Source organism: Roseiflexus sp. (genome assembly GCF_057785375.1).
This window is the reverse complement of the sequence record NZ_JBYNRX010000079.1, coordinates 61,364-74,436: the sequence shown is the minus strand read 5'-3', so window position 1 is coordinate 74,436 and position 13,073 is coordinate 61,364. Positions and strand designations below refer to the sequence as shown.

Annotated in this window: 13 protein-coding genes; 7 read left to right on the top strand and 6 right to left on the bottom strand. The window is 60.4% G+C overall.

Annotated features, from left to right (window positions below; all coding sequences use genetic code 11):
• Window positions 1-165 precede the first annotated feature (165 nt).
• The 4 genes from AC3EA7_RS14115 (at window position 166) to AC3EA7_RS14100 (ending at window position 4,166) form a co-directional block, all read left to right on the top strand.
• Window positions 166-792: a hypothetical protein gene (locus AC3EA7_RS14115; protein WP_488614701.1), complete on the top strand. Its 627-nt coding sequence runs from the start codon at window positions 166-168 to the stop codon at window positions 790-792.
• Between the two features lie 75 nt (window positions 793-867).
• Window positions 868-1,827, top strand: coding sequence for a GntR family transcriptional regulator YhfZ (gene yhfZ, locus AC3EA7_RS14110; protein WP_488614700.1), 960 nt, complete (start codon window positions 868-870; stop codon window positions 1,825-1,827).
• Window positions 1,828-1,840: 13 nt separating this feature from the next.
• A complete protein-coding gene (locus tag AC3EA7_RS14105) occupies window positions 1,841-2,854 on the top strand; it encodes a tyrosine-type recombinase/integrase (RefSeq protein ID WP_488614699.1) in 1,014 nt (337 codons plus the stop codon).
• Window positions 2,855-2,966: 112 nt separating this feature from the next.
• A complete protein-coding gene (locus AC3EA7_RS14100; protein ID WP_488614698.1) occupies window positions 2,967-4,166 on the top strand; it encodes an NAD-dependent epimerase/dehydratase family protein in 1,200 nt (399 codons plus the stop codon).
• Window positions 4,167-4,271: 105 nt separating this feature from the next.
• On the opposite strand, the gene AC3EA7_RS14095 is transcribed toward AC3EA7_RS14100, so the two are convergent.
• The 3 genes from AC3EA7_RS14095 to dusB all read right to left on the bottom strand — a co-directional run bounded on the left by AC3EA7_RS14095 (window position 4,272) and on the right by dusB (window position 8,199).
• A complete protein-coding gene (locus tag AC3EA7_RS14095) occupies window positions 4,272-5,864 on the bottom strand; it encodes a glycine--tRNA ligase (RefSeq protein ID WP_488614697.1) in 1,593 nt (530 codons plus the stop codon).
• Between the two features lie 236 nt (window positions 5,865-6,100).
• Window positions 6,101-7,045, bottom strand: coding sequence for a site-specific tyrosine recombinase/integron integrase (gene xerA / locus AC3EA7_RS14090; protein ID WP_488614696.1), 945 nt, complete (start codon window positions 7,043-7,045; stop codon window positions 6,101-6,103).
• Window positions 7,046-7,191: 146 nt separating this feature from the next.
• Entirely contained in the window at window positions 7,192-8,199 is a 1,008-nt protein-coding gene (dusB, locus tag AC3EA7_RS14085; RefSeq protein WP_488614695.1) for a tRNA dihydrouridine synthase DusB, read from the bottom strand.
• A 380-nt stretch (window positions 8,200-8,579) separates the two neighbouring features.
• On the opposite strand from dusB, the gene AC3EA7_RS14080 reads away from it, so the two are divergent.
• On the top strand, window positions 8,580-9,926 hold the full coding sequence (locus AC3EA7_RS14080; protein WP_488614694.1) for a golvesin C-terminal-like domain-containing protein: 1,347 nt from the start codon (window positions 8,580-8,582) through the stop codon (window positions 9,924-9,926).
• A 103-nt stretch (window positions 9,927-10,029) separates the two neighbouring features.
• Here the strand turns inward: AC3EA7_RS14080 and AC3EA7_RS14075 are convergent, their stop codons facing one another.
• Window positions 10,030-10,815: a DUF4097 family beta strand repeat-containing protein gene (locus AC3EA7_RS14075; protein WP_488614693.1), complete on the bottom strand. Its 786-nt coding sequence runs from the start codon at window positions 10,813-10,815 to the stop codon at window positions 10,030-10,032.
• 45 nt (window positions 10,816-10,860) lie between these two features.
• A complete protein-coding gene (locus AC3EA7_RS14070; protein WP_488614692.1) occupies window positions 10,861-11,019 on the bottom strand; it encodes a hypothetical protein in 159 nt (52 codons plus the stop codon).
• 110 nt (window positions 11,020-11,129) lie between these two features.
• On the opposite strand from AC3EA7_RS14070, the gene AC3EA7_RS14065 reads away from it, so the two are divergent.
• Window positions 11,130-11,624 carry an NYN domain-containing protein gene (locus AC3EA7_RS14065; protein ID WP_488614691.1) on the top strand — a complete coding sequence of 165 codons (495 nt, stop codon included), beginning with the start codon at window positions 11,130-11,132 and terminating at the stop codon, window positions 11,622-11,624.
• Between the two features lie 13 nt (window positions 11,625-11,637).
• Here AC3EA7_RS14065 and AC3EA7_RS14060 read toward each other — a convergent pair whose 3' ends face one another.
• Window positions 11,638-12,135, bottom strand: a complete 498-nt coding sequence (locus AC3EA7_RS14060; RefSeq protein ID WP_488614690.1) for a hypothetical protein — start codon at window positions 12,133-12,135, stop codon at window positions 11,638-11,640.
• A 164-nt stretch (window positions 12,136-12,299) separates the two neighbouring features.
• Between AC3EA7_RS14060 and AC3EA7_RS14055 the strand changes: the two genes are divergently transcribed.
• The gene (locus AC3EA7_RS14055) at window positions 12,300-13,061 is read left to right on the top strand and encodes an inositol monophosphatase family protein (protein ID WP_488614689.1); all 762 of its coding nucleotides are present in this window, start codon (window positions 12,300-12,302) and stop codon (window positions 13,059-13,061) included.
• Window positions 13,062-13,073 lie beyond the last annotated feature (12 nt).

The following is a 13,073-nucleotide window of genomic DNA, read 5'->3' as shown; positions in this document are numbered from 1 at the left end:
CTCATGAGTCCACTGCACACAGGCTTCACCACCAAGGACACGAAGCGCACGAAGGTGAATAATGAAGCGCATTTCTTTCTTTGTGTCCTTTTGTGACCTTCGTGGTTACCGCTTTGTGCCGTGAAGTCGCTCATGCTTTCGCCGTTAGACCAGAATGAGGCGCACGTGGCTCTTCTCAACAAAAGACGACCGGTCCTCTTTGCCGGAGAAAACCACCTGATCACCCTGTATCGACCGGGAAGCGACGCAGCGATGGTCTGGACCAGTTGCTGGCATTGCACATACTCGGCTGACGGAGAGGGAACCGTTCTGTTCATGCGAGTCGACCAGGAGACAACCATCCGCCACGATCTTCCGCCGCTGGCGATCTACACCGACAATCCATCACTGGGACGCATGATAACCGAACGATTCAACCAGTACTTCGACGGGTTTCGCGACCTCGGTCTGGCAGCGCTGGCACTGCAATCCGCACAGTTCATTCAATACCCTAACGGCAGGCAGAGCCGACGCATCGTGTGTACGAGCCGTATGCACGTGATCGAACTGGTGTGGGAAGACATATTCGACGCGGCGATGGAACTGTTCTACAACACCAGCGGTCCCATCGCCTACGACGTATCGGCGGTCATCTGCCCGTGCGCCAGAGGGATCATCATGGTCAATGGCGTGCCGCTCCCTGGCGAAACCAGGGTTCCTGCCGGCGATTCGGCCAGCTCTGCTTTTCTGGCTTTCTCCGAAACCTGGGTTGGAATGCCGGAAGAGTCCACGACGACTCCGTGCGAGCGCTGAAATCATCGGCGGTTGACACAACCACACGCTGTATGCTACAGTGCAAAACCGCGCTGGTGTTAAGGATATAGTTCAATGACCCGTAACCGTCAGATCGACAGACTGCTCCTTGCAAACGCAGACGATGAACCGCTTTTCTCCAAACATGGACAGATCGTTGTCGCTCTGGCGCGCTCGCTCCTCGAACGAACGCCAGGCGACCGGATCACTCGTGTTCACGAATACGCTGCGCGTCTGGATGCCAGCGTCGGGACGGTGCAGGCCGGGTTGCAGTACCTGACATCGGTTGGCGCCGTGCACCTCGAAGCGCGGGGACGGCTTGGCACGTATGTCGCCGCCATCGATTATCCTCTTCTGTGGTCAATTGCGATGCACCGACCGCTGGTTGGGGCGCTTCCGCTCATCTACTCGCGCCGCCTGATCGGACTGGCCACCGGGCTGCGCACGCAGTTCGACCGCCTGCCAATCGACCTGGAACTGCGCTTCATTCGAGGCGCCGGGCAGCGCGTGCAGGCGCTGGCGGCGCAGCAGTGCGATTGGGCGCTGCTTTCACGCCGTGCTGCGATGCAATACCCGGAGATCGATATTGTGACAGAACTCGGTCCCGACACATTTATGGCGCAGCATGTGCTGATCCTGCGCGATGCTCCAGCAGCCGGCATTCAGGACGGCATGCGGATCGGCGTGGATCCGTCGTCCGCCGATCACACTCTCATTGTGCATACAATCTGCCGCGAACAGCGTGTCGAATTCGTTGAGATCGATTATGCTCAGGGATTACATCTGGTGATAAGCGGGGTTATCGATGGAACCGTCTGGAGTCGCGAGGATGTGCCCGCCGAAATCGCCAATCTGCAAGTCCTCCCATTGAGCGCGAATGATTACCCGGAACTTGTGGCGCTTGGCACGGCGGTGATGGTTGTCGATAAAGGAAACCGGCCCGTTGCAGCGGTGCTCAATGCTGCCATCGAGATCCATGAATTGCGCCTGATCCAGAACGAGGTGCTGGAACGACGCCGCACGCCAGCCTACTGAACATGAATGTGCTATGACAGAATTGACTATCGCCGCCGCCGCCGACGCCTGGGCCGCAGCGCAACGCTCACGCCGCAAGCCGCTGGCAGACTCCACCATTGCCACATACTGCGATGCATGGCGCTCATTCACATCCTGGGCGCAACGCCAAGGGCGGCGCACCGTTGCCGACATTGCCGCCCCCGATCTCGGCGCCTGGATCGACTCTCTGAAAGGGATGGCGGATGGCACGGTTCTGACGTATGGTCACGGCGCACTGGCAATCTGCAAGTTCCTCGCCGATCGCGGTCACTTGCGCTGCGATCTTGCGCTGGTTCGCCTGCACCTGCGCGATGCGCTGCCGCGCGCCTATGCCGGTCGCGCGCCCAACGTTCCCGATCTGCGCAAACTGGTGACGTTCTACGACGGCGAATTGCCCCCCGGCGAAGCAGGGCGCCGCACCGAACGCAACCGCCTGAATATGCTGCGCAACGCTGCACTGCTGCACACTCTCTTTTCCACCGGTGCGCGGATCTCCGAGGTATTGAGCCTGAATGTCGTTGATGTTCGCGCTGACGATAGCAGCATTCTTCCGCGCGCTTTCGTGGTTGGCAAAGGGCAGCGCCGTCGCGCCGTCTTTCTGCGCACGCACGCGCAGCAGGCAATCCTGCATTACCTGCACGCGCGGCACACCACATTTCCGCACGCCGATGCGCTCTTCATTTCCCACGGTCCACGCAGCGCCGGCGGGCGATTGGGGCGTATCGCAGCGTGGGAGATTGTGACCGGCGCCGCTCAACGTGTGGCGGATCAGATTGAGCGCGAAGGGCGTGCCCGCGAAGCGCACGCGCTGCGGACCGTCACCCCGCATACTTTCCGCCACTTCGTCGCCACCTGGCTGCTCAACGAAGGCGCCCAACTCTCCGAGGTTTCGGCGATTCTGGGGCACGCCAACACCCGCATTACCGAACAGTACTATGCGCGCCACACCGATGAACGGCTGCAAGAACTGCACGACCAGTTTGCGCCCGATCCGGAATCGCAATGATTTTACTCGCCCTTAATGCGTTCTTGATATTCGCGCGTTATGATTGTGTATCGCCTGTGGTATACTCAGGAGAAAGCACCCGCTCACCCGAAATCTAAGGAGAGTTTTCCGTATGCGCATTCTCGTCCTTGGCGGCGACGGCTACCTTGGCTGGCCGACCGCATTGCACCTCTCGCAGCGCGGCCACGAGGTGGCTGTCCTCGACAACTTCTCACGGCGACTCTGGGATCACGAACTCGGCGCCGAAAGCCTGACGCCGATCGAGACGCTCCAGCAACGGGTCGCAGTCTGGCGTCAGATCACCGGTAAAATCATCACCCCCTTCATTGGCGATCTGTGCGATTATACCTTCCTCGAGCCGGTGATCCGTGATTTCCAGCCGGAGGCGGTTGTCCATTTCGGTGAGCAGCGTAGCGCCCCCTACTCGATGATCGACCGCCAGCACGCTGTGTTCACCCATGTCAACAATGTTATCGGCACACTGAACCTGCTCTATGCGCTCGCCGACCATGCGCCGGATTGTCATCTGGTCAAACTGGGAACAATGGGAGAGTATGGCACCCCAAATATCGACATCGAAGAGGGGTACATCACCATTACCCATAAGGGACGCACCGATACCCTCCCCTACCCAAAACAACCCGGCAGCTGGTACCACGCCACCAAAGTGCACGATAGCACCAACATCCTGTTTGCCTGCCGCATCTGGGGGTTACGCGCCACCGACCTGAACCAGGGGGTGGTCTATGGCGTCGAAACGCCTGAAACCACAATGGACCCGCGCCTGGCGACGCGCTTCGACTATGATGGCGTCTTTGGAACAGCGCTCAATCGCTTCCTGGTGCAGGCGGTCGTCGGTCTGCCGCTGACCGTCTATGGCAAGGGCGGGCAGACGCGCGGCTTCCTCGACATTCGCGACACGCTGGCGTGCGTCGAACTCGCCATCCTCAACCCGGCACCGCGTGGCGAGCTACGCGTGTTCAATCAGTTCACCGAACAGTTCAACGTCGCCGGCCTCGCCGAAGCAGTGCGCGAAGCGGCACAGGAGTTCGGTCTCGATGTCGTTATTCACCACCTGCCCAACCCGCGCGTCGAGAAAGAAGAGCACTACTATAATGCCGCAAATACGCGCCTGCTCGATCTGGGTCTGAAGCCGCATTACCTGAGCGAGACGCTGCTCGAATCGGTGATGCGCGTGGTGATGCACCACCGCGACCGGGTGCGGCCCGAACTGATCATGCCCGCCGTCAACTGGCGCCGCACGCACAACCCGGTTATTCCGGCGGAGGAACCGGCCATTCGGCCCTCGTAAACGCGCCCCCATCGCCGCCCCGCCCCACGCACAGGCAACATCGTCGGGGCGCGGCGGCGACGCGCCCACACCGCCGCCGCTGCGCCCCACACTGCCACCGCGCCGCTACGACGATCCACTCACATATGCCCGGACCTCGGACGCTGGCATGCGCACCTGCTGCATCGTATCACGGTCACGCACGGTCACCGTTCCATCGTCGAGTGATTGAAAATCGACGGTGACACAGTACGGCGTGCCGATTTCGTCCTGGCGACGGTAGAGTTTGCCGATAGCGCCAGTGTCGTCGTACACGGTGCGGAAGAAACTGCCGGCCTGGATCGAACGGCGCAGGTCCTGCGCCATGGCGACCAACCCTTCGTGGTTGCGTTTGAGCGGAAAGACCGCGACGCGGATCGGCGCCAGGTGCGGTTTCAGGTGCAGCACCGTGCGGAAGTATTCATCGATGGGTCCCTGCGCCTGCCCGCGCAGTTTCTTCCCCAACTCGATCTGATCGGCGCCAGGCATTGCCAGAAGTGTCTCGATCTGCGGCATCGTTTCGGGCATGCCTGCCAGGATTGCCTGCCCGCGCTCGAGAAGCGCGTCGCGCGTTTCGAGGGCCAGTTTGTCGCTCCTGCCGGCCGATTTGAGGAACGCTTCGAGTGCATCGGTCACTGCGCTGATCCGTTCGGAAGGCGGCGCTTTGACCATCTGCTCGTCGTAGGCTTCGGCGAGCACCGCCAGGAAACAGCGTCCAACCCCGGCTGACGGCTCGATCACGAAGGGCACGATATGCCGTTTGCTCTCCGCGTCGTAGTAGGTCAACCTGGCGACGCTATCGCGGTTCGGGTTGACGCGCGCCGTCAGGTTTAGCATCTCCTGGTCACGACTATGCGAGCCAAGGTCATAGTCGGAGCGGCTGGCAATTCCCTCGACCTCCTCATACCCCAGGGTGGGGTAGTTGTACATGAGATCAAACGTGCGTTTCGAGTAATGCGCCAGTTCGTCGGCAGGCACATCGTAGATCCTGATCCGTTCACGGGGAACGCCGATGCTCTCCCACCAGACGAGCCGGTCTTCCAGCCAGCGCTGGTGCCATTCGTCCTCGGTTCCGGGCATAACGAAATACTCGATCTCCATCTGCTCAAATTCACGCACACGGAAGAGGAAATTGCGCGGATTGATCTCGTTGCGGAACGCTTTGCCGACCTGCGCAATTCCGAATGGCAGCTTCCGGTTGCTGGTCGCCAGCACATTGCCAAAATTCACGAAAATGCCCTGAGCGGTTTCCGGGCGCAGGTACGCAAACGAGTCGGCATCCGCCACCGGACCGACCGCAGTCTTGAACATCATGTTGAACGGTCGCGGTTCGGTCAGATTGGTCGATCCACAGTTTGGGCAGCGCCCTTTGATATGATCGGCGCGCCAGCGACTTTTGCAGTCGCGGCAATCGACCAGCGGATCGTTGAAGGTTTCTTCGTGCCCGGAGTAGCGCCAGGTCAGGCGATTCATGAGAATAGCGGCGTCCAGCCCCTCCATATCATCGCGTTCATACACATTCGTGCGCCACCAGGAAGCGATGATATTGTTCTTCAGTTCGACGCCGAGCGGTCCCCAATCGAAGACGCCTTGCAGTCCGCCATAGATTTCGGAACTGGGAAACACAAAGCCGCGCCGCTTACAGAGCGACACCAAATGATCCAGAGTTGTTGCTGGCATATTCACGACTCCTGTTCAACAAAAACCCCAGGCGAACATCGTCGCCTGGGGACGCATTGCACGGCAACACGCGGTTCCACCCCAGTTACCGCACACGGCTTGCGCCCAACGCGGTCACTCGAAGGAGAAGCGGCTCCCCAGCGCCCTTCCCCGCACTCCTGCCGCCGGGCTTCCACCCTCCCCGGCTCGCTGAGCGCAGGGTATGCGAGTACTCCTCTGGTTCAACGCCGCATGCTTTACTTTTCTTCCGGGACAAGCGCCCGATCGCTCAAGACGCCGTTGACTTCGCTGGCGCGCGGCGCAGCACGCTCGGGTTGGAGCGCCGGCGTTGCGTGATTGATATGGGTATAGATTTGCGTCGTCGAAATCGACGTGTGCCCCAACAATTCCTGCACTTTGCGCAGATCGGCTCCGGCATTGAGCATATGCACTGCAAACGAATGCCGCAGCATATGAGGCGTGAGATCGCTCAGCCCCAATTCCTCGGCATACTGTTTGAGGATCAACCAGAAGCCCTGTCGTGTCAGGCGCTTGCCGCGATGATTGAGGAACAGCGCCTCGCTCGACGCCCCGCTCCCACGGGCAAGCTGGCTGCGGCTGATATCAAAGTATTCCTCCAGTGCTGTGACTACCGACCCAAAGATCGGCAGAACGCGCACTCGCCCATTTTTACCGATGCACTGAACTTCGTTACGCTCGAGATCGACATCGCTCACATTCAATGCCACCAGTTCGCTGACGCGCACGCCGGTGGCGTAGATGAACTCAAGCATCGCCTTGTCGCGGATGCGTTCCGGCGTTGGCGAGCGCAACGGCAATTCCAGCAGTTCATCGACCTGGTGCGGCGTCAGCGCCCGCGGCAGGTCGCGATCCACCTTGGGCGAGTCGATGCGCTCAGTTGGATCGTGGTGCACGACGCCATTCTTTTGCAGGAAGGCGAAGAATGATTTGATCGCAGCGACCCTGCGCGCAACGGTTGAGCTGGCATACCGGCGTTCACGAAGATCGATCATAAATGCCAGCACATCATCGTGCGTCACCTCACACCACGCGGATTGACGCCTTCCGTGCAGGAACGCACAAAACTGCTCCAGATCGGTGCGATACGCTGCTATCGTATTGGCGGAAAGATTGCGTTCATCCGCAAGATGGCGCAGAAACGCTTCGACCTGTTCGTTCATGAGTGTCTCCAGCGCACAGCATGACCACTGATGCCTGGACTGTGCCAGACGTGCGTTTGTTTCGTATCGCCTTCAGCATAGACAGCGTACAACGATGTAGCAGAGCGCTCAACGTCGAGGCATGGTACCGCAAGGCGCCTTGAGTGTCAACCGGTTACTGCCACTTCAACGTACTGCGCGAAGAATCGCTCCAGATGGTCGCGCGCCTCAACGACGCCGGATGAATGGTGTATGGCGCTGCGCAATGCTGCGGCCCCCGGCAACTCGATGCCGAACTGCCCAATGATCTGTTTCAGTTTGTTCAGCGCAAGGCGCTCCGGCAGATCGTCACAGCACATCTCCAGGTAGCGCATCAGAAACTCGTACTTGTCGCCAGGCGTCACAACCATCGGCTGCATTCCTGCACGCAATTGAGCAATCTGACGAAAGATCCACGGATTGTGCATTGCCGCCCGACCGATCATGACGCCGTCGGCGGCGCTCTCGCGCAGGCGACGCAGTGCATCGGCGGCATCACGCACATCACCCGATCCAATGACGGGGATGTTCACGGCACGCTTGACTTCAGCGACACGGCGCCAGTCGGCGACGCCGCCGTACCCCTGCGCGCGTGTTCGCGGATGCAGCGTCAACGCCGCAATGCCCGCCTGCTCCGCCATTTTTGCGGTATCCAGATAATTCAGGCTCGTTTCATCCCAGCCGGCGCGAAACTTGAGCGTGACCGGAATCTGGACGGCATTGCAGACCGCTTTGAGCAACTGTTCCATTTTCGGCAGGTCGCGCAGGAGCGCTGAGCCATGCCCGCCGCCGGTCACTTTTGGCGAGGGGCAACCACAATTGAGATCGAGAATATCTGCGCCCAACGCTTCGACCACGCGCGCAGCCGCCGCAACCAGGTCCGGCTCGTTGCCGCTCAACTGCATCGCAATCGGGCGCTCTTCCGGCAAATAATCGAGCTGGCGGTGGCGGCTGCGCGCGCGTGGGCTGACGGCTGAGGCATTGGTCATTTCGCTGCACACCAGGCCACATCCGCCCAGGCTGAGAATCATGCGGCGAAAGATGCTGTCGGTGACGCCAACCATCGGCGCAAGCACAATATTGGGCTGAATGGTAAGAGAGCCGATTTGATACTGTGTCGGAAGATCGTCGTACATATGCCTGCTCACCCGGGAGCGCAGGCGTCTCGCCTGCATTAGTGTTCGTGGGCAAGATGCCCTCATTCCCAGGAGAAGTGTGAACACATGCCTGTCTTTTTCGTAGCACTCTTTTGAATTATACCAGAGTTATGCCGTTGGAGGGTGATGCATCGGCGCGCAGGCGCTGATCTGGCGCTCCTCCCTGCCAACTTGACAATTTTCCAATACTGGCTACAATCGCGCCCTATATCGAAGGTGGTACGACACTCTTTCGTGCACGCTATCGTATCGTGCCAGGGTTTGCGCATGACGCGCTGCGCTGGTGGCAGCCTGCGCAGCATGCTCGCGTGCTGTTCGACAGTATGCAGTGCGTGCCCGTTTAAACGTCAGGAGTAAGGATGTTATCAGCTCAACGCCTTTTGATAGTTGCCGCGCTTGTCGCTATCTTCACATCGTTTCCGCCTGTTGATCGCGCTTACGCCGAAGAGCCGTCGCCGCCTCCCGCTTCAGATGCTTCGTTTGCAACCTCACCTGTCGCTCCAACATACCGGGTGTTCGCCACACGCCAGGGGCGCGTTGGCCGTCGCACTGCCAATGGGCACATTATTCAACCGCGCGACCGATTCGTGGCGCTCCCGTCATGGAACGTTCTCTCGAGCCGCGGCGGCTCAGAATATCAGGTGCGCGTCACCTACCGCAATCGCAGCGTGGTTTTGCCGGTATGGGACGTTGGTCCCTGGAACACGCGCGACGATTACTGGGCGCCAAACCGGCGGTATGGCGATCTCCCCGTCGGTTTGCCGATGGCGCAGGCAGCCCGTCAGCAGGGGTACAACAACGGTCGCGACGAGTTTGGGCGCCGTATTCGTCAACCTAACGGCATTGATATTGCCGATGGCGCGTTCTGGGATGATCTCGGTATGACTGATAGCGATTGGGTCGAAGTGACGTTTTTGTGGCTTGGCGCTGACCCGTTCGTCGTGGCAGGCGGTGATGCGCCCTCAATCACCGATCGCACGGTGGTTGAACCAGAGGCGATTGTCGTGGATGATAGCGCACCAGGATACGTTGCCCAGAATGGACGGAACTGGCAGCGCGCCGACTGCGGTGTTGGCGGCGGTCATGCCTGGAGTTACGATACGCCGCAAGCAACAGCGCGCTCACAGCATCGCGCCGTCTGGTCGCCCGATCTGCCGGGAGAAGGCTTCTACGAGGTGATGGCATTCATTCCAACCTGCGGTCCAACGCCGACGAATCAGGCGCGGTATTCGGTCGCGCATAGCGGCGCTGTGTCCGAAGTCGTTGTCGATCAAGCGGCAGCTTCCGGCGGATGGGTCTCGCTGGGGGTCTTTCATATGGGTCCGGGCGCGTCGGTCATGCTGACCAATCAGACCGGCGTCGATGGTCGCGCTGTGCACTTTGATGCGCTCAAGTGGATTCCGCGCAGCGATCAGACATCACCAGACGCTTCGGTGACTGAGGCGGCGCTTCTGCCCGAAGGCGGCATTCTGGTACGCTGGGATGGCCAGGATGACGTCAGCGGCATTGCGTCGTTCGATGTGCAGGTGCGTCGTGTCCCCGACGGTGAATGGATAGACTGGCAGGTGCAGGCGACCGGGCGCGAAGCCGTCTTCGTGCCTGCTGAACCCGGCGCATACGCCTTCCGCGCTCGCGCCCGCGACTGGACCGGAAAAGAACAACCCTGGCCCGATCTGGACGACGTTCAGATTGTTGTGCCGTCGTGACCGTCTGTTCCGAATGACGCTGTGCTGCTGTCATTGCGAAGCGCGCCGGCGCTGCTTGTCGTGAGCGTAGCGCCTGCCCCGCTCGGTTCTGGATAGCCAATGACTACTTGATCCGAACGTCTCCACTCGTGGTGGCGATGTTCAGCGCATAGGCGCCGTCGCCGATCGTCGTGCGCCATTCGCGTGGTGCATCTTTCTTGTGTACGCCAGGCGCCTCAATGTCACCGCTCAAGGTTCTGATGAACAGGCGATAGCCGGTCTGCGACGGGAGTTTTATCCTGACATCGCCAGAGATGCTGGTGACCTCGAGGTCGCCGGAGAGCGCCCCATTCACGCTGATATTCCCGCTTGCGGTTTGCAGCAGAACCGGACCGCTGGTAACGTCGCGCACCTTGATCCTGCCGGAAATCGTTGTGACCGCAAGCGGGCCGTTGACGCCGCTGAGATCAACATCGCCGCCGTTCGTCCCGACTCTCGCGCCTGAGACCCGTCCATTACGCAGAGTGACCTCGCCGCTGACTGTATCGACCGCCAGAGAACCGCCGACGCTGTTGAGCCAGACATCGCCGCCGGTCGTGTTGACCGTCGTCTTGCCGTCAATCGCGTCTATCCGCACATCGCCGCTCGTCGTCGTCACACTCACGTCCGCTGAAGCGGGTGCAGCGATCTGATAATGCAACCTGCCGCAGAACAGCCAGCAACCGGACTGATGAGAAACCCGCACGGTGTCGCCATCGGCGCGCACGACGATATCGAAGCCGCCCATCGACCACCCGACCTGCTGCGCCTGAACGCGAAACTCAGGGCGATCCCAGCGTATAATGGTAACATCGGCGCTCCCTGCGGCAATCTCGATCCGCCGTCCGCCGACCGTTTGATCGAATGGCATTGGACTGCCAGGGTACCGCAGGTCGCCGCCAAATCGAATCAGGAGCTATGCCAGTCCAAGCGTCAGCAATGTCACTCCTGCGATCAGGGCGCCGTTGCGCCGCTGATAATACAGTTCATCAGGCGGATGCGACAATGGTGGCGCGTTATCCGGTGAAGACGACCGATTTCCGGTTATGTACCGTTCGTGGTCTTGAGCATCCATCGCATCCTCCGGGTCGTACCAAAGCCAAAATATGTGGCTCTCCCTGCTACGACGTTTACCAGGAGGCGCCGGTTGCGCCCCACGTAACGCCTGTCGTATGAGGTGCGCCGATGCCGTTGCTGATCGATGGACACAATCTGATCGCACAGATGCCCGGCCTGCACCTGTCCGATGCCGATGATGAAGCTCAACTGGTTCTGCTCTTGAGGAAATATGCAGCGCAGCGCCGCGGACGCACAATCGTCGTGGTGTTCGATCACGGCGTCTACGGTCATCCGCAGCGCCTCGACGGATACGGTGTCACCTGCATTTTTGCGCATTCACCGCAGGATGCCGACGCCCACCTGATCCGGCGGATCAAAGCCGTTACCCGTCCGCGTCAGTGGACGGTCGTCACGGCAGATCGTGAGATAGCGCAGGCTGCCGCCGTCCGTGGCATCAAGGTTGTCGACTCCCGCACATTTGCTCAGACATTACTCGGAAGTGCGAATCCGCCCCGGCGCCAACAGCGTGCAGATGTCGAAAAACCGGAACAGGCGGAGCGCTCGGAAGTCGAAGAATGGCTGCGCCTGTTCGGGGGAGAGGAAGGAGAGCATCTCCACTAAGCAAGGGCGGCTGTTATTGCTGACACCGCACCACTGTCTGCACCGTATCGGTATGATAGAAATAGAGATCGCTGCCAACGACCAGTGTAATTCGATATCCTGGTGTGATGACCTGCTGGTATGTCATACCGGGCTGCGGGCAACCGAGGCTGGCGTCGCTCCAGTACGTTGGATCCGCGTTGACAACCTTTATCTGATCAACCGAGATCTCCAGTTCTTCCGCCAGTTTCTGGCGCGCCAGCTCGCTCATTGCCTGCATCGTCGCCTCGTTGATCTCACTGGTCGGCTCAGGCGTCGGTTGCCCTGGCGCCGGATAGGCGCCGTTTTCCGGAGCGGGCGTGAGGGCGGGGGCGGGATACGGTGTGCCAACCGGCACGGTTGGCATATCGATAATGACCGTCGTCGGTTCCGGGGTTGCCGGCGCAGTCGGCTGGGTGACAGCGGGTGTCCCGCTGCACGCAGCCAGGGTGATCGCCGATGCAACTGCCCATACTATCATCGACTTGCGCATTGCTTCCTCCCTGATACAATGACGGCGACAGGCATTGCGTTGGGGTGATGTGAAGGTGAGCCGGTGCGCCGATAGTCGAACGATGAAAGTTTCACAGGATAGACGCAGCCAGCGTCCTGCCTGTTCCATTGACGCAACCCGATATATTGTACACGATGATGCCTATGCTCTCTTTTGCCATCGAAACCGCACGACGCGCCGGCGCATTGCTGCTCGATGGGCTTGCACGCCGCCGCACTGTGGAATTGAAGAGCGCCTACGAAGTGGTGACCGAAGTGGATCGGGCCAGCGAAGAGTTGATTGTCGCCGCCATCCGCCGCACCTTCCCTGATCATGCTCTGCTTGCCGAAGAAGGGGGCGGTGTGGAGCGGGCATCCCCCTTCCTCTGGCTTATCGATCCACTCGACGGCACGAACAACTATGCGCACGGATTTCCCTTCTTCTCGGTGTCGATCGCTCTCCTGGAGAACGATACCCTGATCCTTGGCGTTGTATTCGACCCGTTGCGCGACGAACTGTTTGCTGCTGAACGCGGCGCAGGGGCGTGGTGCAACGAGCAGCGCCTGCACGTTTCGGAAACGCCAACCCTCGCCGCATCGCTGGTATCGACCGGGTTCCCCTACGATTATGCGACCACCGCCGACAATAACACCCGGCAGTTTACCCGCATTCAGGCGCGCACGCAGGGAGTCCGGCGCGCAGGCTCCGCTGCGCTCGATCTGGCATATGTGGCGGCAGGACGCCTCGATGCACACTGGGAACTGCGCCTGAAACCGTGGGACACGGCGGCTGGCGCATTGCTCGTACTCGAAGCCGGCGGGCGCCTGTCCGACTGGCGCGGCGCGCCCTGGAATCCGTGGAACGACCGGTTGGTCGCATCCAATGGTCGCATCCACGATGAGTTGCTCGCGGCGCTCGCCGAATAATAGACACGGCTT